This is a genomic window from Acinetobacter sp. 25-47-130, from assembly GCF_056779705.1.
The window spans coordinates 1-23,830 of the sequence record NZ_JBWYII010000015.1 but is presented as its reverse complement, the minus strand read 5'-3'; the positions used below and the strand labels follow the sequence as shown (position 1 = coordinate 23,830).

Genomic DNA, 23,830 nt, shown 5'->3' with positions numbered 1-23,830 from the left:
CAAGAATAGAATTTAAACAGGTTTAGCTTTGTAATAAGCGCATTAAATTTTTGTAATCTTCATTAAAGATGGGATCTTCAGCACACAAACTCTGCACTTTTTCACAGGCATGCATGACTGTACTGTGATCACGACCACCAAATGCCATGCCAATTTCAGGAAAACTGTCGCCCGTTAATTCTCTCGCAAGCCCCATTGCTAATTGACGTGGTCGAGCATAAATACGAGTTCGTTTAGGTCCAACCAACTCTTTCAATGGGATACGAAAATATTCACTGACTACACGCTGAATATTTTCGGTGCTAATAGTACGAGCACGAATCGCAAGAACATCTTTCAGTGATTCTCGCACCACATCTAAGTCGATTGGTGTCCCTTTAAAACGAGAAATCGCGACGACTTTATTTAATGCACCCTCAAGTTCACGTACGTTTGCCACAACTTGCTGTGCAATAAAGAGCGCACAGTTACGAGGCAAATCGATACCATTACTTTCAGCTTTTTTAAGTAAAATCTCAATTCGAGTTTCAATATCAGGCGGTTCTACCCCTACCGATAATCCCCATGAAAAGCGAGATACCAAACGAGGATCTAACTCGGTCAACTCTTTAGGATAGCGATCTGAGGTCAAAATAATTTGTTTAGATTCATCTAATAAGGCATTAAACGTGTAAAAAAACTCAACTAAGCTGGCTTCTTTACCTGCAAGTAAATGGATATCATCCACTAAAAGTAAGTCCAGTGAACGGCAATTTTTTTTAAATTCTTCGACTTTACCTTGTTGAAGTGAACTCACAAAATCCTGAACAAAACTTTCAGCAGTCATGTACATCACACGAGCATTTGGTTTAGCTTGTAATAAAGCATTACCCACTGCTTGCATCAAGTGGGTCTTACCTAAACCAGTCGGACCGTATAAAAATAACGGGTTATGTTGTGGTTCGCCTAACTGAGTTAACACTTTACGGCAGGTTTCTGCCGCCATCTGATTTGAACGCCCTTCGACGAACAATGCAAAATTAAACAGCGGATTTAATAATCGTTTTTTTGATGTTTTTGTATTTTGCTGCTCATTGCTTTCTTTTTTTGCTCTGACTACAGGTGCTGCTGCTGAAGACTCAAGCGCTGCAGTTGTTGTCGCAGGTTGCTCTGAAGCAGATAAAATCGCGCCTGGTCGTGAGTCGACTAAAATTTCAACTTTACAAACACGTCCTTCAGACATTTGTTCTGCAAGAATGCTAATTAATTCTAAATGATGTTCTTGAATATAGCGTGTCCAGTAAGGATTAGGTGCATAAAGCTTTAAAACACCATCTACCTCTTCGGCAACCAATGGACGTATCCACATTGCAAAGACATTATCTGAGAGCTCTTGTCGCAAGCGATTTAAGCAGTCTGTCCACAGCATGTGAAACCCCTCATTCCATTTAAATTTAAAAACAACCCCATGAGATTGGGCAGGCAATCATACCCAAGTTATCCACATATGTCATGAGTAATTTTGAACTTTAAACACAAATAATCAAATTTAAAAGTCTAAATTTAAATTTAAAACAGGGTGTGGATAAGGTTTTCCACAAACTGTGGATAAATAAAAGCAATAACTTATCCACAATCTATAAAAAATATGAAAACATAGTTATCAACAATCTAAGTACATATATTTAAAAAAAAATAATGCCTTATCCATAGAAAATTACAACCCTAATAATAATAAATTTAAATTTATAAATTTGAATTTATTTAATAAGATTCGGTTTTCTGTGGATAATCATTCCTTGTGTTTAAATTTAAATTCAAATTTAAAAATCAGCCATAATTAAATTTCATCTTGTGTATAAGTTTATGGATATTTCTGTGGCTAACTTAAATACTATAATAAAAACATATATTTATTTTGTGTATAAATAGATTGTTTAACAAATTTGTATCTTTCTCAGACTCAAGCAACTTTCATCAAAAGTGTTACACAATACTGTTTAATATTGACAGAACAAACAATGCACAATACAATCGCGAACCTTTATAGAACACCAACTTTGGAGTTTCGATATGAAACGTACTTTCCAACCATCTGAATTAAAGCGTAAACGCGTTCATGGTTTCCGTGCTCGTATGGCGACTAAAGCTGGCCGTCAAGTATTAGCTCGTCGTCGTGCAAAAGGTCGTCACAGCTTAACTGTTTAATACCAGTTTAGTTTATCGACGATTTGGGTGTTATGACACTTTATAGTTTCAGTCCAGAGGTGAGAATCCGCTGTGCTGCAGATTACAAAGGTGTATTTGATGGTGCGCTTTTTAAAGTGCATCAACCCCATTTCTTATTTTTGGCTACACCAACTAAACAGCCTAAAAGCCGTTTAGGTATTGTTGTTGCTAAAAAGAAAGTGCGCCGTGCACACGAAAGAAATCGAATAAAACGTATTGCTCGCGAAAGTTTTCGCTTAAATCAGCAAGATATAGATTTATTGGATATTGTGGTCATGCCTAAGGTAGGTATTGAGTCGATTCCGAATGCTGAATTGCATAAGCAATTACAATTTGCATGGCAGAAGCTACAGCGTCTTGTAAAAAAACATCATAAAATATCAGTTCCCTCTCCTCAAAGTTAGAGGTGGCCAATGGTCCGTATATTGCATTGGTTGATTCGTTTCTATCAAATTGCGATTAGTCCGCTCCTTGGACCTCGTTGCCGTTATTTCCCAACTTGTTCTCAATACTCGTTAGAAGCTATTCATATACATGGCCCGATTAAAGGTGTCTGGTATGCAACGCGACGGATTTGTCGTTGCCATCCGTGGGGTGGAAGTGGATATGATCCTGTTCCCAAAAAAGCAATTCGTTTTATTTCATTTCAGCAAATAGATTCTCAAATGACTCACGTTACTGTACCCTTGCGTGAGCGTTTATTGAACCAAAAATCACTCTAACCAATTGGGGTAATCGATATGCAACAATGGGCCAGGTTTGCAATTCTCGGGGCCATGTTTGTCACCGCATATTTGCTTATTCTTGCTTGGCAAAAAGACTATGGTCAAACTGAAACAACTGCTGCGACAGCACCTGCTGCCGTCGTTGCCCAAGATGTTTCTGCTGATCTGCCAACGAGCCAAACGACAGCGGGTTTAACTGATATACCGCAAGCAAATATTGCAGCTGAACAACAAGACACAACTACACCTGCAACAGCAAATCAACAATTAGTTGCTGTTCAAACTGATTTATATCATCTTTGGATTAACCCTAAAGGTGGTGACATTGTCCGTGTTGAACTACTCAATCATGATAAAAGTAAAAATAGTGAACAACCGTTCGTTATGCTTGAAAATGATGAGAAACGTACTTATGTCGCTCAATCAGGTTTAATTGGTTTAAATGGACCTGACAGTAGCCGTAGTGGACGTCCAACATTTGAGTTTGAAAAGTCGACTTATACTTTAGCTGATGCTCAAGCAACCACCAATAAAGATGGTGAAGCTGAGAAAGTGTTAAAAGTACCAATGGTATTAAAAACGGCTGATGGTGTTGAAATCATCAAAACGTTCACTTTCCAAGAAGGTGCATATCCAGTTAACGTAAGTTATCAAGTGATTAACCGTAGTCAGCAAAACTGGCAAGGTCAAATGTTTGGTCAGATCAAACGTGACAACTCTGAAGATCCAGGTAAAACTGATCAAGGAATCTTTACGCTGGGCACTTATTTAGGTGGTGCTTGGGGTACACCTGATGAGCACTATAACAAATTAAAATTTGATAATTTTAATGAAGAAAAGTTAAGTGTTGAGGCTCAAGGTGGTTGGGTTGCAATGGTTCAGCATTACTTTGTAAGTGCTTGGGTGCCTGGTAACTTCGGTAACCAGCCGTATTCTGCAAAAATGGAGTCACGTAAATCTGCTGATGGTATGAATATCATTGGCTTTACTTCGCCTACCATTAATGTACCAGCTGGCAAAACAATGACTGTTGATGCAACATTCTACTCAGGTCCAAAAATTCAATCTGAATTGAAAGACTTGGCAACTGGTTTAAATCAAACGGTTGATTATGGTTGGTTATGGCCAATTGCGAAATTGCTATTCTTAGGTTTGCAATTCTTCCATGGCATTGTTGGAAACTGGGGTTGGTCAATTATTCTATTGACAATTCTTGTGAAACTTATTCTTTGGCCTCTTTCATCTAAGAGCTATCGCTCTATGGCAAAAATGCGTGTGATTGCACCAGAAATGCAACGCATGAAAGAAGAGTTCGGCGAAGACCGTATGCGTTTCTCACAAGAAATGATGGCACTTTATAAGCGTGAACAAGTCAATCCATTATCTGGTTGTTTACCTTTACTTCTTCAAATGCCAATTTTCTTGGCTTTGTATTGGGTGCTCATGGAGTCTGTTGAGTTACGCCACGCTCCTTGGTTAGGTTGGATTCAAGATTTATCTGCAATGGACCCATGGTTTATCCTACCATTGTTGATGGGTGTGACGATGTATGTTCAACAAATGTTGAACCCACAGCCGACAGATCCAATGCAAGCAAAAGTCTTTAAGTTTATGCCGATTATTTTCACGGTATTCTTATTGTTCTTCCCTGCTGGACTTGTGCTTTACTGGATTGTCAACAACTTGATCACGATTCTTCAGCAAGGTCTGATTAATAAGAGTGTTGAGAAAGCTCGCTTAGCAAAAGAAGATATAGCATCTACGAACTAAGTTTTGTTAGTAGCTGAATCGATCCGCTTAAGGTGATATCCTTAGGCGGATTTTTTTTGCCTTGCTTTGAGATCATTTCAATGACGAACCTACAACATCAAACCACTATTGCTGCGATTGCAACACCGCCAGGTCGTGGAGGTGTAGGTGTAATTCGACTGTCTGGTCCTAAAGCATATGCCATAGCAGAGGCTTTAACTGGTAAGGCACTCGGTCCTGCTCGTTATGCTGCATTTCGTCAATTTCTTGATGCGAATGGGCAAGTCATGGATGAGGGTTTGGTCATTTGTTTTCCAAATCCGAATTCTTTTACGGGTGAAGATGTAGTTGAGTTACAAGGTCATGGTGGACCGGTGATTCAAAATACATTATTGGGCCGACTGTTAGAGTTAGGCGCAATTGCAGCAAAAGCGGGTGAGTTTTCAATGCGCGCTTTTGAAAATGGAAAAATGGATTTAGTCCAAGCCGAATCAATTGCTGATTTAATTGATGCTACTTCACAAGCAGCTGCTCGTTCTGCAGTACGTTCATTGCAAGGCGCATTTTCGGCCAAAGTAAATACAGTATTAGAAAAACTCATTCACTTACGATTACATGTTGAGGCGGCGATTGATTTTCCTGAAGAGGAAATTGATTTTCTTGCAGATGGAAAAATTTTAGCGTTATTGGAAGATGTGCAAGCATCAGTGGGTGCAGTACAACAATCAGCACGCCAAGGTCAACTTCTGCGTGAAGGTTTACAAGTGGTGATTGCAGGGAAACCCAATGCAGGTAAATCGAGTTTATTGAATGCATTGGCTGGTGTTGAGCGCGCGATTGTAACGGACATTGCAGGTACAACGCGTGATGTACTACACGAGAAAATAAGCCTAAATGGTTTGCCAATTACCCTGACGGATACAGCAGGGCTGCGTGAAACGGGAGATATTGTTGAGAAGGAAGGTATTCGTCGAGCGATTAAAGAAATAGAAAATGCTGATCTCCTACTCTTGGTTTACGATTTGAGTCAAGGTGAAGATCCGATGCATTTGGCAGATACTTACTTTGCTAATTATATCGATCCTAAACGCTTAATTTTAATCGCTAACAAATGTGATTTAGTAGATAGTGAAGCTAAAGTTGCTGATCTCCAAGGCTTTAGACACATTACGGTCTCAGCCAAGCAAGAAATGGGTGTTCAATCGCTTGTAGATGCGATTACAGCACATGCAGGCTTTCAGCCTGAAGAAGATACCTTTATTGCAAGAACACGCCACCTAGACGCAATGAAGCGCACTCAATCTTATCTTGCGGAAGCTCGTGAACAACTTGTTGTTTACCATGCAGGAGAGCTTGTCGCAGAATCGTTACGTCTCGCACAGAATGCATTAGGTGAAATTACTGGTGATTTTAGTGCGGATGATTTACTCGGAAAAATCTTTGGCTCTTTCTGTATCGGGAAGTAAACGAGTTTTTATCTGTGGTTTAAAAAGCCCAGTAATGGGCTTTTTGGTTAATTGGCTAAAGGTAACTTGCTTGGCTTAACCATCATCTGCTTTATGAATAAAACAATCAATAAAATTGAAATTGCAATACAGAACCAAATCACTGCATTTGTAAGCCCAAAATGGTCAGCTAAATATCCTACTGCTAGGATGGGTAGAATCGTTCCGAGATAGCCGATAAAGAGATAAGTAGACATGACGGCGGCTCGATTGTGAGGTGTGGTCATGTGATGAATAAGTCCGAAAGCCCCAAGTAAAGCTAAGCCATGTCCAATCCCAAACAGACCATCGCTTAGGAAAAATAACCAGCTAATTTTAAACTCCATACAGAGGAATAAAGCGATCACGCTTATGAAGCAAGTCATGATACCGAGTAATAGGCTGGATTGCGGTTTGATTGATCTTGAAAAAAATTGTGTCGCAGCTGAAATCAGTAAAATGACAGTAATGGCAGAACCACTAATCAGTGGACCGTGCCAAGGCAAAATGTCTTTAACAAATGAAGGAGATAGTGAGGCGTATAAACTAAATCCTGCAAAAACAGCAAATGCAGTCAAGCTCAGTATAAAAAATTGAGTTCGATCATGTGATTGTGGTGTTAATAATTTGGGAGCAAAATTAAATTTTTGCACATCAAAAGGTATAGGTTTGAGTGTAAATAGACTAAAGAAGCAAAATATTGAACCTATCACAATGGGTACATAAGGTATTACCAAAGGATATGCAAAAAATTCAGCAAAAAATCCCCCAAATAAAGGACCTAAACCAAATCCAACAGCAGTAATGATTGAGCTTAATTGTGGTGCAATTTGTTTATGGGAAATTGGAACAGTTTGAATAAGCCCAATAAGAGCAGATGTTGTCATCAATCCAGATGCGATACCAATGATAAATCTTCCCCATGAGAGAGACATGACATCACTCGCAAAGATAGACATTAACAAGCCAATGGTGATAAAAATGAGCCCAAGTTGCATAGTTTTTACATAACCAATGGTATTACTGGTTCTGCCCAAAAACAGTAAGGTGGTCAGGCACCCTAGCATGTAGGAAACGAAAATAAAGGTGATATCGCTCGGGTTTAACCCCCATAATTCTTGGTAAATTGGATAAAGTGGGCTAGCAAGCGCTGTTCCAATGGTGCCGATACAGAGTGCGATACTTACGAGAATAAAATCTCGCCACGATTGGTTTTCATTCATTATTTGTCTTATAGAACAGCAGTGCTGATACGATGATTCATTAGTCTATGTCGACTGTTAAGCATGAGTCAATTATCTTCAATCAGTTAAAATTCAACTGTCATATTTGGTTTCACGTGAAACAATTTATGAGGTTTAAAATTACATAAAAACTGATCTTTGTAGAAAGTAGAAGATTAGAATAAGCAATAATATCCATCAAACATATGCTCAACTTATGTATAAAAAATTTTTAATCAGTGCTTTACTTGCACTGTCTACAAGTTCTAGCTTTGCGAATATTGAATTGCTTCAGCAGAAAATTAAAACGCAACATCCAAAATTGAATATTCAAAATTTACAAAAAACTGACATGAAAGGTTTCTATAGCGGATCTTTAGACAATCAGATTATTTATATTGATGAAGAAGCTAAGCATTTATTCTTTGGATCAATGATTCGTATCGAAGATCAAAAAAATCTAACACGTGATTTGGTGCTGAAACATAATTCAGTCGACTTTAAACAACTTCCACTTCAAGATGCCATTAAGACTGTAAGGGGGAATGGTAAGCGTCAGCTCGCGATCTTTTCTGACCCAAATTGCCCATATTGTAAGACGCTTGAAAATAATTTAAGCCAGTTAAAAGATGTGACAATTTATACGTTTATGTATCCAATTAAATCTCAATCGATCCAGCCCTCTAAACAAGTTTGGTGCTCCGCAAACCGTGAGTTTGCATGGAATGCCCTTTTACAAAAGAATCAACAACCAACAGCCCAAGCTGATTGTTCAAACCCTATTGAACGAAATTTGGAACTTGGACGTCGTCTAGGTGTTCAAGGAACGCCAGCAATTATTTTTGAAAATGGATTTAGGGTAACAGGCGCTTATCCAGCTTCAGAAATTGAAAAAATTTGGAAAGAGCTGAACTTGTAAAATCTAGGTCATAGGAATGAAAAAGCACCTTAAGAAGGTGCTTTTTTTGATTAAGATTTTTTGGTAACGAGGTTATAAATAAACAGAACGATAATTGCGCCTATGACTGAAGCAATAAAACCTGCCGATGAACCTTCGGGATAAATATTAAGAAGGCGTCCACCATATGTAGCAAGTAATGAACCAGCAATACCTAATAACGTCGTGACAATGAAACCTGCTTTATCGTCACCAGGATGAATTGCGCGAGCAATTAAACCTGCTATAAAACCGATAAGAATAGCTCCAATAAGTGAAAACATACTTGTTCTCCTTTTTATCATGAATTTTTATTGTGTCGCTCAAATATAGTTGATTATGTATTGATGTTTGAAAAGAAGAATCACGCTACATGTTGTTGTTATTTTGTTGTTTATAAAAAAAGTGGCATATGCCACTTTCTTAAAAAAACATTACAGACCGATTTCACCAATGAATGGAATATGACGGTATTTTTGATCGTAATCTAGTCCATAACCTACGATAAATTTATCTTCAACTTCAAATCCTAGAAACTCTACTTCCAAGTCGATCTCTCTTCGAGAAGGCTTACTGATCAGCGTGCAAAGTTTGATAGAGTTTGGCTCACGAGTTTCAAGGATTTCTACCACTTTACTCAGCGTATTGCCTGAATCGATGATGTCCTCTACGACAAGAACATCTTTACCACGAATTTCACCATCAAGGTCTTTTAGAATTTTAACATCACGACTAGAAGTCGTTCCACTGCCGTAACTTGAAACTGTCATAAAGTCGAGTTCGTGTGGTTTTTCAATTGTGCGGCATAGGTCTGCCATGAAAATCACTGAACCGCGAAGTAAGCCTACAAGAACCAATTCTCGATCACTATTTGCATAGTGAGCATTAATTTGATTACCAAGTTCATTAACTTTCGCTTGAATTTCTTCAGCGGAAATCAACACTTTCATGTCAATGGTCATGGGTAGATACCTAAAACAACAATTCTAAAATTAAAAAAGGTGTTGACCTGCAACACCTGAAATATGCTTCAATTTTAAAACATATCCCAGAATGTTGCACCCTTTTTAAAAAAACGAAATGTAACCTAATGGTTTTTTAATGCGCATCACGTTTAAGCACGACAGCACAAACTAAGAATACAGCACCAATCAACACATATTTTTTAATTGGGTGTTGTGGTTGAGTCTGAGCATTAGGATGCTGATTGTTGATATGCTTTTTGTCCATAAATATAAGTCGCCTCAATATTTCGATCATCACCCATGGTAAATAATGCGAAAAGAGCATCTTCAATATTTTTAGCGCGCTGTTGTCTTAATGCTTGTAATGCAGTGGCATTCAAATTTAATACAACAAAATCCGCTTCTTTTCCAATATTAAAGTTACCAAGTTTATCCTCGAGCGCTAATGCTTTTGCTCCACCTAGGGTCGCATGATAAAGCGATTCAAATGCAGATAATTTGTCGCCTTGGAGTTGCTGAACTTTATAGGCTTCATTCAACGTTTGAAGCTGATTAAATGAAGTCCCCGCACCGATGTCAGTGCCAAGACCGACTTTGACTTGTTTATCCCAGGTTTTTTTCAAGGGAAACAATCCACTTCCTAGAAAGAGGTTTGAAGTCGGGCAGAAGGCGATTGCAGAATTTGTTTGATGCATGCAATCCCATTCATGCTCTTCTAAATGAACGCAGTGAGCAAAAACAGATTTATTGCCTGTTAATCCATAGTGGTGATACACATCTAAATAGCCATTTTGCTCAGGAAAAAGCTCTTTCACCCAAGCGATTTCATTGGTGTTTTCACTCAAATGAGTATGAATATATACATCAGGATATTCAGTTTTTAACTGCCCTGCTCTTTTTAATTGTTCTGGTGTAGAGGTAGGCGCAAAGCGAGGCGTAATGGCATAAAGGTTTCGACCTTTACCATGCCATTTCTCAATCAATTCTTTGCTATCTGTATAAGCATTTTCAGCGGTGTCTGTCAGTGCTTCAGGTGCATGACGATCCATCAATACTTTGCCTGCAATCAAACGCATCTGGTATTGTTCTGCCGCTTCAAATAGTGCATCAACAGATTCTTTATGAACTGTACAAAAAACCAATGCAGTCGTTGTGCCATTTTTCAGCAGCTCATTGACAAAAAAGTGTGCAATTTGGTCTGCATAAGCTTTGTCTTGAAATTGGATTTCTGTAGGAAAGGTATAAGTGTTCAGCCATTCGAGTAATTGTTCGCCATACGCACCTACCATTTCGGTTTGAGGAAAGTGAATATGCGTATCGATAAAACCAGGAACAATCAGTTGATCTGGGTAATGCTCAACTTGAATAGAGGATTCAAGCTGATGGAGCTGTTGTTGCCCATCTTCCCAACGACCAAACCATTGAATTTTACCCGCTTGAGTAATCAATAAACCATCTTCTACGTAACGCACTTGGTCGTGAATTTCACGCGCTTGGGCAACCGTATTCTGAATATCTAGGAAGCGACCGCGAATCGCCGTCGATGCAACTACAGAAGACATTTAAAACCTACACTTTTAATTTTTTCGGTTGATTGTAACTGATCTATCTTAATTAAACTGTATATCGTTTGCTGAGCCCCCACTCTGCGAGAATACGACGATAAGTAGTCGAAGATCGATCAGCTTCAAAATGCGCTTCCATCATTAAATCAAGCGGTAATTCCTCAGGTTTTTGCGATTCTACGATATCTTGGTCTTCGGCAAAAATTTGGGCATTAAAATCATAGACTGCTTGTAAATCTCCAGTCTGATCAAAATTACGCGTCAAAGGAACAAATAATCTGGTTTGATGGACTGATACAGGACAACACGCATTCAAGATTTTTAAAATCCCATTGTCTGGAAAATCTACAGTTAATATCGCTGAAAATGGTGGGTAAATATCAAAAGTCCTTTTCCATTCAAAACCTTCTGGTTCTAGGTGTTTCAAAGCATGCGGGTAATTACTGACACCACTAATATAAATTGTTTTTAAGCCATAGTCTGTTCTCTCAGTATGGTATTTCGGTACAACTGGGTTGTTTCGATCTGCAAAAGCTTCGTGATGCACCCATGCAAAGTGAGCTACATCAATGAATCCTTCGAGTTGACGACCTGCTGAGCCTGCAATATCAACATATGGAGGTAAAATAGACTGATGATCAGGATGATCCCAAGTGTCAAGTTGGGGAATATTATTGTGTTGAAAATCACGTCCATGCAAGCTAGTCCAGACCAGTCCATATCTCAAAATTACTGGAAATTGGGTTAAACTAAAACGGTCAGATATCTTAGTTAAATCAGGTTGAGCAGGAATTTTTGTACACTTCCCTGCAAGGTCGAATCTTAGACCGTGATATCGGCAAATAATTTCTTCACCCTCTACCCATCCTTTACTTAGAGGTACACCACGATGAGGGCAGATATCACGCACTAATCGAATTTCCCCATTGTCAGTTTGGTAAATCGCCATTTTTACATCAAGTAAAGTGACCTGATGTGGTGTGGTTGAAACATCTTGAATACGAGCCACTGGATACCAATATTGCGCGAGAATTTCCCAATCTTGTAAGTCGAAACTACATTGGCAAGGTGCACTGAGTGGATTTAATGCGGGAATCATATTCATCGTCATTTCCTAAAAAAAGAGCTCCGAAGAGCTGCGCTAAATTTACTGAGCTTTTTTCTTTGGAGATGATGCAAGATCTTTGCCAACCGTCTCTTAACATTTAAAATTGGAGAGCTGAGTGGAAATATTAAATTCTAATCAAAATATATAAAGTGAATTCACCCATGGACTTATAAGAGAAGCTAAGCCATTTAATACGATCTAATGTAGATATCTATGAACTTTTACAGTGTTTACGGCAGATTGATAGTGCGGCCTATTTTAGTGCGGGCTTGATTCGAAATTGGATCTGGTCTTATTTACATAATCAAAATTATTCCATTTTTGAAACTGAAATTGATGTCATTTATTTTGATCCTTCAGAAAAAATGGATGAGAGACGAAATTATTTAAAGGGTGCACTTCAACATAGATATCCTAATATTCATTGGGACATTACAAATCAAGCTCTGGTACATCATTGGTACAGAACTGATGAAGGTGCTCAAATTGATCCATATACTTCAGTACATCATGCTATGAGTTTTTGGCCAGAAACGGCAACCGCAATCGCCATCAAATTAATGGAGAATAATCATATTGAAATCCTCGCCCCTTTGGGGCTTGAAGATTTATTTACTTTAAAATTAAGGTGGAATAATCGTTTGGTTTCACGTGGAGTCTTTGAACATAGGGTTAAGTCAAAATGTTTTTTGGAACAATGGCCTAAGTTAAGCATTGTGAATTAGATGGCTCATCTAATGATATAAATAAAGCCTTCAGATGAAGGCTTTATTGAATCCAACAAAGTTTGACCTTATAAGGTCGTTTGATGATGTTTTTTACTATAACGAATTGAAAGCCATGCTGTAATTGAAAGGGCAATCACGATAAAACTTAATGAGATCCAAATTGGCATATGGAATACGTCAAGCATAAGCATTTTGAAACCGATAAAAATTAAAATAGTCCCAAGTCCATAAGGCAAATAATGCATTTTTGAAGCGGCTCCAGACAGTAAGAAAAACATAGCCCGTAGACCGAGGATAGCCATCAAGTTAGCTGTAAGGACGATAAAAGGATCAGTGGTGACCGCAAAAATCGCTGGAATAGAATCGACTGCAAAAATAACATCAGATGCCTCGACTAAAATTAGCACTAAAAATAATGGGGTTGCCCATAGAACGCCATTTTGCCTTACGAAAAACTTATTTCCTTCCAACTGTGGAGTAATTCGCATGTGTTTACGTAGCCATTTCAGAATGGCCATATCTTCAATATTTGGATCATCCTCTTGTCCTTTAAGGAATTTAAATCCAGTGTACACAAGGAAAGCACCGAAGATATAGAGGATCCACGAAAATTCCTGAACGAACCACGCACCGATAAAAATAAAAATTGTTCTGAGAATAATAGCGCCCAATACACCATAAAGGAGTAATTGACGTTGAAGTGCAGGAGGTATAGCGAATGCAGCAAAAATCATTAGCCACACAAAGACGTTATCAATTGCGAGTGACTTTTCCAGTAAATAGCCGGCAAAATATTCCATAACTTTCGTATTGGCTACGTTTATACCAGCGGTATTTTCTAGATATAGCCATAGTCCACCACCAAAAAGTGTTGCGACAGTGACCCATGCAATACTCCAATAAGCAGCAGTTTTAACTTTAACTTCTTGACCTTCTTTTTGTTTAAAACCTAGAAAGTCAATTAAGAGCATAATCGTGACGATGCCAAAAAAAATGACATAAAGCCAAATATTGCCTATGGTTTCCATAGTGATCTCCAATACTGGCAATTGATTTTGGCATAAAAAAACCTCGACCAGTTGCCAGATAATAATTCTGAAACAACATGATCAAGGTCTTGCCTACACCATTTTGATTATGCATTTTAGATAATCGAAATGATGCTCAGATACCGACTTCTTTCAAAGTGTAATGACGATATTCTGACACAGTATTTAAGTACTGTTGGAGGAGGCTACTCCCCTTGTTCAAATTTGATAATAAATTACGTTGAAATCGTTTCATTTGATTTCGAGTGCACAAAGGATGACACACTTATAAGTTGTGTGCAAATTATTTAAATGGGTTATTAAATTTGTCTTTAAAAATTGAAATTAATAAGATTATTGCAATGATGATCAATACTACAATTGATATTAAATAGATATCCATTTCATTTACTCATTAATTTTTTAACAATAATAATACATTTATATATTAAAAAAATAACATTTAATGATTATGACTGACAATATATATTTTTGTTTTTTATAATATTTCTTTTTTTAAAATAAATTAAAGTTTTGAATTTGTAATTGATAGACAAGTCTGTCCCATTTTTTCATAGTGTTATGTAAATATGTCGTTCTAATCTATATTTAATAATGAATGATAGGATAATGATAATGTTAGAAATTAAACATCAAGAAAATGGATCAAAAGGTGAGTTTTTTATTGGTGAAGATGGCCATCATTTAGCTGAAATGACTTATTCATGGGCAGGTGAAGATAAATTTATTATTGATCATACTTGGGTTGATGATTCATTAAGAGGGCAAAACGTGGGACGTCAACTTGTTGACCGTGCGGTGGAATTAGCACGTCAAAAGAATGTTAAAATCTTACCGCTTTGTCCATTTGCTAAATCTGTTTTCAACAAAGATGAAGCAATCCACGATGTTCTGTTTAAATAAAATCATACAGTGAGCAGTCATATGCAGTTTGAACATATCGATAGTGTGAAAGGCGGTGAGTTTTATCTCACGGACGCAGATCAATCAAGAATTGCAGAAATCAGCTATCGTTACCAAACTCCACAGATCATTATAGCGGATCATACTTGGGTCGATGATCGTTTACGTGGACAAGGAACTGCAAAGTTATTGTTAGATCGACTTGTAGAATTGGCTCGTACAGAAAAATTAAAAATTGTTCCAACTTGCTCTTATGTGGTTGTCATGTTTAAGCGTTTTCATAATGAATATCATGACGTTATCGCTTAAATATAAAAAAGCCCGCAGAGCGGGCTTTTTTATTTATTCTTTTGCTTTGAGTGCTTGAATGAGTTTTTGATGCAAACCACCAAATCCACCATTTGACATGATCACAACGGCATCCCCCTCGCCTGCTTCATTCACGACATTTCGAATGATCTCTTCTAAAGTACGCGCTACCACAGCTTTATTCGGAGCAGCTTCAACAACAGGTTGTAGATCCCAATCTAAACCCTCAGGTTGATACCAAATCACTTCATCTGCCAATCGAGCAGAATATGCTAAACCATCTTTGTGGCTTCCCATTCGCATCGTATTTGAGCGAGGCTCAATAATCGCCCATAGTTTACGTTCGCCTAGTCGTTTACGAGCACCATCCAGCGTTGTGTCAATTGCTGTTGGGTGATGAGCAAAATCATCAAAAACTTCAATGCCTCGAATGGTATCGAGGAGCTCCATACGGCGTTTTACACCACCAAAATTCGATAATGCTTCGCATGCGGTTTCAATGGAAACACCTATATGCTCTGCAGCTGCAATGGTTGCTAAAGCATTTGCAACGGAGTGTTGACCTGTCATCGACCATTGGACTGTACCTTTTACTTTGCCGTCTTTTAAGACTTGGAAGTGAGTACCATCTGCAGAAAGTTGGTTTGCAGAGATAGTTGCTTGATCATGAGATTCAAGCGATGTACGGACGATCGGTGTCCAACAGCCTTGTGACAAAACTTCATCAATATTTGATTCAGTGATTGGTGCGATGATACGGCCTTCACTTGGAATAGTACGAACCAAATGATGAAATTGTTTTTGAATGGCAGCGAGATCATCAAAGATATCTGCATGATCAAATTCAAGATTATTCAGAATAGCTGTCTTTGGATGGTAATGAACAAATTTAGATCGTTTATCAAAGAAGGCAGAGTCGTATTCATCTGCTTCTACACAGAAATATTGACCTCCGCCTAGACGAGCACTTTCTTTAAATCCAAGTGGTACACCACCAATTAAAAAGCCCGGTTCCAAGCCCGCTTGATCTAATACCCAAGCTAACATCGTGGTAGTGGTTGTTTTTCCGTGTGTACCAGCAACCCCTAATACATGTTTACCTTGTAGCACATGGTCGGCAAGGAACTGTGGTCCAGAGATATAGGGTAAACCCTGATTTAGCATGTATTCAACGGCGTCAATTCCACGTTTCATGGCATTACCAACGATCACTAAATCTGGGTGTGGTTGCAAATGACTACGGTCATAACCTTGCATTAAGGTAATACCCGCATTTTCAAGTTGTGTCGACATAGGTGGATACACATTTTGGTCCGAGCCTGTCACTGTGTGCCCTAGGTCTCGAGCTAACAGTGCTAACGATCCCATAAAGGTGCCACAGATTCCCAAAATATGCAGATGCATGATGATTTACTCCACTACTCTTTTCGACACAAACATCTTTTTGGTGCTGTTGTCATGTGTTATTTGATTTGATGTCAACGATAACAAGGGTCTTGGTGAAAAGATAGTGATTATTAGAAGGCATTCCGTAAAATTTTGCAGAAATAAATTTTTAAACTTATGAGCTAAAATATATGAATATTTTTAATCTAGTATGATGAAACGAAATGATTTAATCGTAGAATAACGCGGACGATTTAACTTGAGATTTAAATGATTTATTTACCTTTATTGCTTCTGATTTTAGCAAATTGCTTTATGACTTTGGCGTGGTATGGTCATTTAAAATTTTTGCCGCATGATGCCCCTTTATGGCAAGCCATTCTATTTAGTTGGATCATTGCATTATTCGAATACAGCTTAATGATTCCTGCAACCAAGATGCTGGCTCAAAATGGCTGGGCTGTGGGACAAATGAAAATCACTCAGGAAGTCGTTACGCTATTGGTATTTGTTCCTTTCATGATTTTCATGTTTAAACAGCCTTTCAAATTAGATTATGTATGGGCTGCACTTTGCTTATGTGGTTGTGTCTATTTTGTATTTAGAACACCATGATTCAAAAGGATGAAGATTAACTAAAGTTATTTTCATATTCCCGAACTAATCTTTGACGATCAGGTTCAAAATCAAAATGTTTTAAGCAGCGTGCCAAGATTTCATGTGCCATTTCATGAGCAGCTTCCCGTAGTTCCGGTTCAGATACATTTTTTTCAATCATGGATAAGCATTTAATTATTCTTTGATTTAATTCGATATTACTTATACAGTCCCGTGCCATCGGTGCAAAGCTACTGCTAATAAACTCACGAATATCAAACATATCGACACTGATATTCGAGAAATTAAAAGTTTTCTGTTCTGGATCTGGCTGACTATCAATAATAATCCGCGTTAAGGCATTGATCGCACTAATTGCTGAACCCACATCATTAATTGCAGCTGACATCGCTTTTTGTCCAACCTCGCTCATGACCAATAAACCAAATCTTGGGTCTTGTAAAAAGCTACGGTTCGTTTCGATAATTACGTATTCATGAATTTGTTGTTCTAAATTTTTTAATTCTTCATCATCTATTAGATTTTCTGCAAAGACTTCAATCAGAACCAGTGATGGGTCTACAAATTTCCCAGGAAGAAAAGCAAGATGAATATGTGCATTGTGAGTTTGAGCAAGAAGATTTAAGGACTCAATATCAAAATGAGTAAAATAACCTGTCTGTTTTGGGTGTATTTTGAGTTGGCTTTCGCCCAATGGTTTTTGTCCAGAAGCGCCAAAGTTGGGGTGTGTACGGAATGTACTTAAAGCTTGAGATGCTGCTGTTTCAATTTTAGAAATAGCATTGGTTAATGTGCCAAGCTGAGACAATGTTTGTACCCAGCGAATTAATGTCACAATCAAATAAATGAGAACCAAAATGGTACTTACGAATAAGACAAATCGACCCGAAACGCCATAATATTGTAAACCTAAAGCGATTTTTGCGATGACGGCATAGATAAATGCGGAAATAAAACTGGTAATTGCGAGACGAGTATTATCATCATTCATCATCAGCCTATAAGCACGTGGCGTACCACTCGATGAAGCTGAAGCAAATGCGGCAACCATAATCGAAAGTGAAAATGTAGTGACCGCCAGCATACTCGAAGCAATGATATCCAGTAGGCTACTTAGTGTTTCAATACTGATATTTGGAACCGCGTGTGATGGAATAAAATAACGACTTGCAGTTGCAAATAAAGAGAAAAAAATCGCTAATAAAGCTCCAAGTGCTGGTGTAAACCATAAATTTTCTGCAGGGTTATTCCACCATAATTTCAGTTTAAACCACATGCTATATTCTCCTTTTTATTTTTTAATTTGAATGGTTTAGTTCAGTTTAATCCAAATTCAATTTCAATTTATCTTGAATGAGCCAGATGTTTAAGGTGGATGAGGCAGAACAATGACCAATCATAAAATTCATTTTTATGTCTATTAACAAGTATATATTTTTAATCCTTATTTTATCAGCTTAACTTTAGACCTATTCATTTTCAGTCTATAATAGTGAGTTCTTATTAAAGCTTGGCTCTCGTCGAGATTTATCTCTCTTACTTTAATCTCTGGAAACATTGCAATGAATGCGGCCGCTTCACAAGACACTCCTCTCGTTGGAATTATCATGGGCTCTCAGTCAGACTGGGCGACACTCGAACACACTGCCAATATGTTGAATCAGCTTGGTGTACCCTTTGAAGCGGAAGTTGTTTCAGCACACCGTACGCCAGATCGTTTGTTTGAATATGCTGAGCAAGCTCGTGATCGTGGTATCCAAGTGATTATTGCGGGTGCTGGTGGTGCAGCGCATTTACCGGGTATGTGCGCAGCGAAGACTGATCTTCCTGTTCTAGGTGTGCCGGTTAAATCTTCGATCTTGAATGGTGTTGATTCATTGCTTTCCATTGTACAAATGCCAGCAGGTATTGCTGTCGGTACATTGGCAATTGGTCCTGCAGGTGCGACCAATGCTGCGATTATGGCGGCACAAATTTTAGGTTTAACTCGCCCAGATATTGCAAAGAATGTAGCCGATTTTCGTTTAGCGCAAACTGAGAAAGTTGCGAGTAAAAATATTCCTGGTCAAGCTTAATTCGAGAGAAATCTTATGGATAAAACCATCGGTATTTTTGGTGGCGGTCAATTGGGTCGAATGATGGCGCAGGCGGCACTTCCATTAAATATTCAATGTACTTTTTTTGAAGCAAGTACAGACTGCCCTTCTGCTGCTTTGGGTCCAGTGATCTCAACTCAAGCTAAAAATGGCTTACAGGATTTCATTAATAGTGCAGAAGTCTTTTCTTTAGAATTTGAAAATACGCCATTGTCAGATGTAGATGTATTAACTGAAACCAAGCAACTGCATCCCCCGCGTCAGGCTTTAGCGATTGCTCAGCATCGCTTGTCTGAAAAAGCGTTATTTGATGAGTTAGATATTCCAGTAGCACCTTACAAAGCGGTGACATCACTAGCGAGTTTACAAAACGCGGTCGCTGAACTTGGTCTTCCAATCGTACTAAAAACTTCACGTGGTGGTTATGATGGTAAAGGTCAGTTTGTCTTACGCACTGCGGATCAAATTGATCAAGCATGGGCGGAACTTGGTCCTGCGGGTGAATTGATTGCTGAAAGTTTTGTGACTTTCTCGCGTGAAGTGTCAATCATTGCAGTACGTGGTCAGAATGGTGATGTGAAAACATGGCCATTGGCTGAGAACCACCATCACAATGGTATCTTATCGCACTCGATTGTCCCTGCACCGAACAGTGTAGATCTACAACCTGTAGCACAAGATTACATCACTCGCTTGCTTAACCATTTGAACTATGTCGGTGTGCTGACGCTTGAGCTATTTGTGACGGACAAAGGCTTATATGCTAATGAGATGGCGCCACGTGTACACAACTCAGGTCATTGGTCGATTGAGGGTGCTGTGTGCTCTCAGTTTGAAAACCATATCCGTGCTGTTGCAGGCTTACCTTTGGGTTCAACTGAGATGATTCGTCCAACGGTATTGGTGAACATTATTGGTCAGCATCCAAAGACTGAAGATGTGTTGGCTTTAGAGGGTGCACATTTGCACCTTTATAACAAGTCAGAACGTGAAGGTCGTAAAATTGGTCATATTACCTTAATGCCAATCGATAGCTCAGAATTGACTACACTCTGTCGCCAATTGTCGAAAATTTTACCAAACCCATTAGCATTAAGTGAAGATATGACCATCTAGACTTTAAGTTGGTGATAAAAAAAGCGATCACACGAGTGGTCGCTTTTTTATTTATCTTGTTTAAGGCATGATTGCGCCTCTTTAAAAATCACTGGCCATTGGTCGGATGAAATTTTAAAAAAATTGCATAATAATTATACTATTAGTTCTGATTAGAATACATATTTTGAACTGTGTATAAATTTGATTATGGCTTATGTGAGCCATCTTAACTTTGAATTCAAAGTAGGTTTAAATTCAAAATAATAGGCTTGCAGGATATTTTGAATTCAAAGTTACTATTGAGGTTTGAATTCAAAAATGTATTTAAAGATTTATATCTAAATTCTTATCTATTGAGTAAATTAAATTATTTTAATATTTATAATTTTCAATTATTTAGGTTGATTTGTGGGTTTGGGTGACTGTGGATAAGTTTTTTGAATTTAAATGTTGTGTGGCGGTTTAAATTTAAATTCAATAACAAATGAATTTAAAACCAGATTGTGGATAAGTTTTTAAATTTAAATTTAAAAAAGTAGAAAGTATGAATTTAAATTTACGATTCGATGCTTTAATTTTTAGAGTGAGCTGTTAAGGTAAAGACATAATTCCAACATTTTAGAATTACAGGGTCTTATGCAACGGCTTGCACTCACGATAGGTTCATTTTTTTTAGCGATGTCTCAAACTCATGCTGAGTTGATTATTAATGGTCAGTCTGTGACAGCCTCGCCATCTATGACGGCAACTGTGTCATCCGCTCCTAATTTTCAGCAATGCATCACGAATCTAAAATCACAAGCGATCAGTAGGGGAATTAGCTCGGCGACATATGATCGTTACACGCAAAATTTAACTCCTGACTATTCTGTGATTGAGCGTTTAAATTATCAGCCTGAATTTTCGACCCCGATTTGGGATTATTTGTCAGGTTTAGTTGATGATGAGCGCGTTCAATTGGGTCAACAGAAACTTCAACAGCATCGAGAAACACTTAACCGTGTGAGTGTAGCTTATGGTATTCCTGCTGAAACGGTGGTCGCAGTTTGGGGAGTTGAGAGTAACTATGGTGATATTTCTGGACGCTATCCATTGCTTCAAGCTTTGGGGACTTTAAGTTGTGAGGGACGCCGTCAATCGTATTTTAGAGGTGAATTTTTTACCACCATCAAACTTTTACAGCGTGGTGATGTTCGGGAAGAACAATTGAGAGGATCGTGGGCAGGGGCTTTTGGTCATACTCAGTTTATGCCTTCAACCTATGATGAGCTTGCTGTAGATTTTGATGGTGATGGACGACGTGATCTAGTCTCGAGTATTCCAGATGCTTTAGCTTCAACAGCAAATTTTTTGAAGAAAAGAGGATGGCAGACTGGTCAACCTTGGGGATTTGAAGTGCAAATTCCAGCAGGAATGTCAGTTGTAGGTGAGGGGCGACGTAATAAGAAAGCATTGTCTTATTGGGTCAATCAAGGATTGAATAGAGTGGATGGCTCCCCTTTAATTCAGGGTGATCTTTCTGCCTCTTCTCAAGCTGGGTTGCTTGCGCCTGCTGGCAGTGCTGGGCCAGTCTTTCTAGTATTTAAAAATTTTGATGCTATATATAGTTATAACGCAGCAGAAAGTTATGCATTGGCAATCGCACATTTATCAGATCGATTGCAAGGAAAACCTAAAATTGCAAAAGCTTGGCCGACTGATGATCCTGGTACATCAAGAGCAGAACGCCGAGAAATTCAACGCTATTTAATCCAGCGCGGTTACGATATTGGTGCGATTGATGGTTTAATTGGGGATAAAACTCGACAGGCAATTCGTCAAGAGCAAACCCGATTGGGCTTAAATCCTACAGGTCGAGCGGGACAGCAGATATTGAGTGCATTTAGAAATGAGCAGGCTCAGCTGATGATGCAATAAATAGGTTCTTGGATTAAAAAAAGGTCAACATGGGTTGACCTTTTTTCTGATGAGGTTTCTAGATAATAGAACGATCGATTTTAACAGCATCGAGTAAGTCAAAAATGACTAAGGTTACATCTTGACTTAATTCTCGATCATTAAAAATTTCATAAGCTGTAATGGTGACATCTGTATCGCTTGGAAGTTGGCGTTGTTCCTCTTCAATTAAATCTTGAATAGGTAATAGTGTTTGCTTAATTTGAATATGTAAGACGTCTTCGAATTTAATGTTCTCATCATCGAGTTCGATGAGTTGTTTATTGAAATATGGCAGTAAAATTGAGTAGAGATAAGGTTGAAGCTCGACAATATCAAATATTTCAATATCACGAGTTTCCTCGATCGTGCTGATATGATCATTTACCTCAAGAATAATATGATAATAACTCACGTCTCTCTCCTCTGATTAATTTTAAAATACCTTAACACGAATTCAAAACTATTCAATTAAATCCGTAATTTAATTATGGGATTGAGATGTGATGCTGATTTTATCGACTTTTGAGTAGTTCGAGATCAGCAGCAGTCAATTTAAAATTGGAGAAATTCTGCTTTTCTAGAATTGGATACATTAAGGCATTGGGGTCATTAGTATGCTGAAGACCTAATGCATGACCAAATTCGTGAGCCAATGTGATTCGAAGCTCATCTATAGATTGAAATTCATAAATATTGATTTCACGACCATTAAACTCGCCTTTATGGAACATTTTGGCTTGAAAAACTTGGTTGAATTCATCAATGGCTTTACGTTGTTGGTGTTGGGATTGATTGAATTTTTCTACTTTATCGTTGAGTTCTGTTCGTAAGGTGTTAAATCGTTCAATATTGCTTTCAATCTCAAGCTTTTGTTGTGTGAGTCGTGTCTTAGAGGTATTGATCTGCTGAAATTGTGAATCTGTAATAGATGTGTTTAAGCCATTAATATGGTGGACAAAATTATTATGTTGATCTAGATCACTACTATAGTTATGTTGCTGCTGTTCAATTTGCTGTTTTAAAAATTCAAGTTGTTGTGATTCTTGCTCTAGCTGTAATCTCATTTGGTCGGCTAATGATTTGCTATTTTCAAATTGCTTTAGCGTATGCTTTCTATAATTGGATTCATTTTGACGTTCATCAAAAATGAGATTAATTGTAAGACGAGCATTGGGGTCGTAAACGAAATACTTTTGTTGAGTTTGATTTTCCCAGATATTCGCTGCCTCTTGAGTTATTTGGCGTAATGCCTCTGTATCAAGTTGAAATCTTGGGTCAATAAACCCAATACGATATCTTAGGCGTTGATCAATGGGGTGTTGAAGCCGATCTAAAGTTGAATTGTGATTTAATTGAGGATGAATAAAACGTTGTACAGCAAAATATGCAACGCATAAAAAGGAAAAGATCAGAATAATGGAGCGCATCATGCGAGCAATTCAACTTAATTTTTATTCAATGTAGCCTAAAAAAACATTTTGGAAAATAAAACATCAAAATATATGAGCTCCAGTGTGTATAAAAATGAAAATTATTCGTAAAATTTAAATGAATGATGAAAATAAATATGAATAATGATTAAAAAACGAGTGAAAATTCATGTTTTTCATCTTTTTAGTCGAAAAAAGCAACACCCGTTGAAAATAAGTGAAATAAGGGGTTGCAAGGGAAGAAAAAATCTATAGAATGCACCCCATACCGACGAGATACACGGAAACGAGCGAAGCAGGTTGCTGAGTTG

24 protein-coding genes and 1 pseudogene are annotated in these 23,830 nt (G+C 38.0%); 13 read left to right on the top strand and 12 right to left on the bottom strand.

The annotated features are described in order from the left end of the window. Window positions 1–22: 22 nt before the first annotated feature. Window positions 23–1,408, bottom strand: coding sequence for a chromosomal replication initiator protein DnaA (gene dnaA / locus AC1M83_RS13815; RefSeq protein ID WP_035268607.1), 1,386 nt, complete (start codon window positions 1,406–1,408; stop codon window positions 23–25). Window positions 1,409–2,052: 644 nt separating this feature from the next. Between dnaA and rpmH the strand changes: the two genes are divergently transcribed. From rpmH to mnmE, 5 genes and pseudogenes are all read left to right on the top strand, one after another. Then, a complete protein-coding gene (gene rpmH, locus AC1M83_RS13810; protein ID WP_000831329.1) occupies window positions 2,053–2,187 on the top strand; it encodes a 50S ribosomal protein L34 in 135 nt (44 codons plus the stop codon). A 32-nt stretch (window positions 2,188–2,219) separates the two neighbouring features. Beyond that, on the top strand, window positions 2,220–2,612 hold the full coding sequence (rnpA, locus tag AC1M83_RS13805; RefSeq protein WP_035268604.1) for a ribonuclease P protein component: 393 nt from the start codon (window positions 2,220–2,222) through the stop codon (window positions 2,610–2,612). 9 nt (window positions 2,613–2,621) lie between these two features. Next, window positions 2,622–2,943 (top strand): annotated as a pseudogene (gene yidD / locus AC1M83_RS13800) (membrane protein insertion efficiency factor YidD). 5 nt (window positions 2,944–2,948) lie between these two features. Continuing rightward, on the top strand, window positions 2,949–4,703 hold the full coding sequence (gene yidC, locus AC1M83_RS13795; protein ID WP_481590913.1) for a membrane protein insertase YidC: 1,755 nt from the start codon (window positions 2,949–2,951) through the stop codon (window positions 4,701–4,703). Window positions 4,704–4,783: 80 nt separating this feature from the next. Then, window positions 4,784–6,148 carry a tRNA uridine-5-carboxymethylaminomethyl(34) synthesis GTPase MnmE gene (gene mnmE / locus AC1M83_RS13790; RefSeq protein WP_481590912.1) on the top strand — a complete coding sequence of 455 codons (1,365 nt, stop codon included), beginning with the start codon at window positions 4,784–4,786 and terminating at the stop codon, window positions 6,146–6,148. Window positions 6,149–6,195: 47 nt separating this feature from the next. Here mnmE and AC1M83_RS13785 read toward each other — a convergent pair whose 3' ends face one another. Continuing rightward, window positions 6,196–7,389 carry an MFS transporter gene (locus tag AC1M83_RS13785; RefSeq protein WP_481590911.1) on the bottom strand — a complete coding sequence of 398 codons (1,194 nt, stop codon included), beginning with the start codon at window positions 7,387–7,389 and terminating at the stop codon, window positions 6,196–6,198. Between the two features lie 217 nt (window positions 7,390–7,606). Between AC1M83_RS13785 and AC1M83_RS13780 the strand changes: the two genes are divergently transcribed. Beyond that, complete coding sequence (locus AC1M83_RS13780) at window positions 7,607–8,308, top strand: DsbC family protein (protein WP_481590910.1); 702 nt, start codon at window positions 7,607–7,609, stop codon at window positions 8,306–8,308. 50 nt (window positions 8,309–8,358) lie between these two features. On the opposite strand, the gene AC1M83_RS13775 is transcribed toward AC1M83_RS13780, so the two are convergent. From AC1M83_RS13775 to AC1M83_RS13755, 5 genes are all read right to left on the bottom strand, one after another. Then, entirely contained in the window at window positions 8,359–8,610 is a 252-nt protein-coding gene (locus tag AC1M83_RS13775) for a GlsB/YeaQ/YmgE family stress response membrane protein (protein WP_035268591.1), read from the bottom strand. A 150-nt stretch (window positions 8,611–8,760) separates the two neighbouring features. After that, window positions 8,761–9,288: a hypoxanthine phosphoribosyltransferase gene (hpt, locus tag AC1M83_RS13770; RefSeq protein WP_035268589.1), complete on the bottom strand. Its 528-nt coding sequence runs from the start codon at window positions 9,286–9,288 to the stop codon at window positions 8,761–8,763. 136 nt (window positions 9,289–9,424) lie between these two features. Further along, window positions 9,425–9,556 (bottom strand): hypothetical protein, encoded by a 132-nt coding sequence (locus AC1M83_RS13765; protein WP_257219949.1) that lies wholly within the window; start codon window positions 9,554–9,556, stop codon window positions 9,425–9,427. Next, window positions 9,522–10,853, bottom strand: a complete 1,332-nt coding sequence (gene guaD, locus AC1M83_RS13760; RefSeq protein ID WP_481590909.1) for a guanine deaminase — start codon at window positions 10,851–10,853, stop codon at window positions 9,522–9,524. The genes AC1M83_RS13765 and guaD overlap by 35 nt, the downstream gene beginning before the upstream one ends. Before the next feature lie 52 nt (window positions 10,854–10,905). Further along, complete coding sequence (locus AC1M83_RS13755; protein WP_481589599.1) at window positions 10,906–11,961, bottom strand: Rieske 2Fe-2S domain-containing protein; 1,056 nt, start codon at window positions 11,959–11,961, stop codon at window positions 10,906–10,908. 194 nt (window positions 11,962–12,155) lie between these two features. Here AC1M83_RS13755 and AC1M83_RS13750 point away from each other — a divergent pair, with 194 nt between their 5' ends. Continuing rightward, window positions 12,156–12,689 (top strand): nucleotidyltransferase family protein, encoded by a 534-nt coding sequence (locus AC1M83_RS13750; protein ID WP_481590923.1) that lies wholly within the window; start codon window positions 12,156–12,158, stop codon window positions 12,687–12,689. Window positions 12,690–12,757: 68 nt separating this feature from the next. Here AC1M83_RS13750 and AC1M83_RS13745 read toward each other — a convergent pair whose 3' ends face one another. Further along, window positions 12,758–13,720: a TerC family protein gene (locus tag AC1M83_RS13745; RefSeq protein ID WP_481590908.1), complete on the bottom strand. Its 963-nt coding sequence runs from the start codon at window positions 13,718–13,720 to the stop codon at window positions 12,758–12,760. Window positions 13,721–14,356: 636 nt separating this feature from the next. Between AC1M83_RS13745 and AC1M83_RS13740 the strand changes: the two genes are divergently transcribed. Continuing rightward, the gene (locus AC1M83_RS13740; protein WP_035268578.1) at window positions 14,357–14,644 is read left to right on the top strand and encodes a GNAT family N-acetyltransferase; all 288 of its coding nucleotides are present in this window, start codon (window positions 14,357–14,359) and stop codon (window positions 14,642–14,644) included. 21 nt (window positions 14,645–14,665) lie between these two features. Further along, window positions 14,666–14,953 (top strand): GNAT family N-acetyltransferase, encoded by a 288-nt coding sequence (locus AC1M83_RS13735; RefSeq protein ID WP_180028802.1) that lies wholly within the window; start codon window positions 14,666–14,668, stop codon window positions 14,951–14,953. 33 nt (window positions 14,954–14,986) lie between these two features. Here the strand turns inward: AC1M83_RS13735 and mpl are convergent, their stop codons facing one another. Further along, entirely contained in the window at window positions 14,987–16,357 is a 1,371-nt protein-coding gene (mpl, locus tag AC1M83_RS13730; protein WP_180028801.1) for a UDP-N-acetylmuramate:L-alanyl-gamma-D-glutamyl-meso-diaminopimelate ligase, read from the bottom strand. Window positions 16,358–16,609: 252 nt separating this feature from the next. Between mpl and AC1M83_RS13725 the strand changes: the two genes are divergently transcribed. Continuing rightward, entirely contained in the window at window positions 16,610–16,954 is a 345-nt protein-coding gene (locus AC1M83_RS13725) for a DMT family protein (RefSeq protein ID WP_035270328.1), read from the top strand. A gap of 16 nt (window positions 16,955–16,970) precedes the next feature. On the opposite strand, the gene AC1M83_RS13720 is transcribed toward AC1M83_RS13725, so the two are convergent. Beyond that, a complete protein-coding gene (locus AC1M83_RS13720; RefSeq protein ID WP_481590907.1) occupies window positions 16,971–18,233 on the bottom strand; it encodes a DUF2254 domain-containing protein in 1,263 nt (420 codons plus the stop codon). A 286-nt stretch (window positions 18,234–18,519) separates the two neighbouring features. On the opposite strand from AC1M83_RS13720, the gene purE reads away from it, so the two are divergent. The 3 genes from purE (at window position 18,520) to AC1M83_RS13705 (ending at window position 22,068) form a co-directional block, all read left to right on the top strand. Next, window positions 18,520–19,032: a 5-(carboxyamino)imidazole ribonucleotide mutase gene (purE, locus tag AC1M83_RS13715; RefSeq protein ID WP_035270333.1), complete on the top strand. Its 513-nt coding sequence runs from the start codon at window positions 18,520–18,522 to the stop codon at window positions 19,030–19,032. A 15-nt stretch (window positions 19,033–19,047) separates the two neighbouring features. Further along, window positions 19,048–20,169, top strand: a complete 1,122-nt coding sequence (locus AC1M83_RS13710; RefSeq protein ID WP_481590906.1) for a 5-(carboxyamino)imidazole ribonucleotide synthase — start codon at window positions 19,048–19,050, stop codon at window positions 20,167–20,169. A gap of 618 nt (window positions 20,170–20,787) precedes the next feature. Beyond that, window positions 20,788–22,068, top strand: coding sequence for a lytic murein transglycosylase (locus AC1M83_RS13705; RefSeq protein ID WP_481590905.1), 1,281 nt, complete (start codon window positions 20,788–20,790; stop codon window positions 22,066–22,068). A 58-nt stretch (window positions 22,069–22,126) separates the two neighbouring features. On the opposite strand, the gene AC1M83_RS13700 is transcribed toward AC1M83_RS13705, so the two are convergent. Then, window positions 22,127–22,501 (bottom strand): hypothetical protein, encoded by a 375-nt coding sequence (locus tag AC1M83_RS13700; protein ID WP_035270344.1) that lies wholly within the window; start codon window positions 22,499–22,501, stop codon window positions 22,127–22,129. Between the two features lie 100 nt (window positions 22,502–22,601). Beyond that, a complete protein-coding gene (locus AC1M83_RS13695) occupies window positions 22,602–23,519 on the bottom strand; it encodes a matrixin family metalloprotease (RefSeq protein ID WP_180028797.1) in 918 nt (305 codons plus the stop codon). Window positions 23,520–23,830: the final 311 nt, after the last annotated feature.

Excerpts from the sequence above, each read along its gene's own strand:
- dnaA (WP_035268607.1), bottom strand. The coding sequence starts at position 1,408 with ATGCTGTGGACAGACTGCTTAAATCGCTTGCGACAAGAGCTCTCAGAT.
- rpmH (WP_000831329.1), top strand. The coding sequence starts at position 2,053 with ATGAAACGTACTTTCCAACCATCTGAATTAAAGCGTAAACGCGTTCAT.
- rnpA (WP_035268604.1), top strand. The coding sequence starts at position 2,220 with ATGACACTTTATAGTTTCAGTCCAGAGGTGAGAATCCGCTGTGCTGCA.
- yidC (WP_481590913.1), top strand. The coding sequence starts at position 2,949 with ATGCAACAATGGGCCAGGTTTGCAATTCTCGGGGCCATGTTTGTCACC.
- mnmE (WP_481590912.1), top strand. The coding sequence starts at position 4,784 with ATGACGAACCTACAACATCAAACCACTATTGCTGCGATTGCAACACCG.
- AC1M83_RS13785 (WP_481590911.1), bottom strand. The coding sequence starts at position 7,389 with ATGAATGAAAACCAATCGTGGCGAGATTTTATTCTCGTAAGTATCGCA.
- AC1M83_RS13780 (WP_481590910.1), top strand. The coding sequence starts at position 7,607 with ATGTATAAAAAATTTTTAATCAGTGCTTTACTTGCACTGTCTACAAGT.
- AC1M83_RS13775 (WP_035268591.1), bottom strand. The coding sequence starts at position 8,610 with ATGTTTTCACTTATTGGAGCTATTCTTATCGGTTTTATAGCAGGTTTA.
- hpt (WP_035268589.1), bottom strand. The coding sequence starts at position 9,288 with ATGACCATTGACATGAAAGTGTTGATTTCCGCTGAAGAAATTCAAGCG.
- AC1M83_RS13765 (WP_257219949.1), bottom strand. The coding sequence starts at position 9,556 with ATGGACAAAAAGCATATCAACAATCAGCATCCTAATGCTCAGACTCAA.
- guaD (WP_481590909.1), bottom strand. The coding sequence starts at position 10,853 with ATGTCTTCTGTAGTTGCATCGACGGCGATTCGCGGTCGCTTCCTAGAT.
- AC1M83_RS13755 (WP_481589599.1), bottom strand. The coding sequence starts at position 11,961 with ATGAATATGATTCCCGCATTAAATCCACTCAGTGCACCTTGCCAATGT.
- AC1M83_RS13745 (WP_481590908.1), bottom strand. The coding sequence starts at position 13,720 with ATGGAAACCATAGGCAATATTTGGCTTTATGTCATTTTTTTTGGCATC.
- AC1M83_RS13740 (WP_035268578.1), top strand. The coding sequence starts at position 14,357 with ATGTTAGAAATTAAACATCAAGAAAATGGATCAAAAGGTGAGTTTTTT.
- AC1M83_RS13735 (WP_180028802.1), top strand. The coding sequence starts at position 14,666 with ATGCAGTTTGAACATATCGATAGTGTGAAAGGCGGTGAGTTTTATCTC.
- mpl (WP_180028801.1), bottom strand. The coding sequence starts at position 16,357 with ATGCATCTGCATATTTTGGGAATCTGTGGCACCTTTATGGGATCGTTA.
- AC1M83_RS13725 (WP_035270328.1), top strand. The coding sequence starts at position 16,610 with ATGATTTATTTACCTTTATTGCTTCTGATTTTAGCAAATTGCTTTATG.
- AC1M83_RS13720 (WP_481590907.1), bottom strand. The coding sequence starts at position 18,233 with ATGTGGTTTAAACTGAAATTATGGTGGAATAACCCTGCAGAAAATTTA.
- purE (WP_035270333.1), top strand. The coding sequence starts at position 18,520 with ATGAATGCGGCCGCTTCACAAGACACTCCTCTCGTTGGAATTATCATG.
- AC1M83_RS13710 (WP_481590906.1), top strand. The coding sequence starts at position 19,048 with ATGGATAAAACCATCGGTATTTTTGGTGGCGGTCAATTGGGTCGAATG.
- AC1M83_RS13705 (WP_481590905.1), top strand. The coding sequence starts at position 20,788 with ATGCAACGGCTTGCACTCACGATAGGTTCATTTTTTTTAGCGATGTCT.
- AC1M83_RS13695 (WP_180028797.1), bottom strand. The coding sequence starts at position 23,519 with ATGATGCGCTCCATTATTCTGATCTTTTCCTTTTTATGCGTTGCATAT.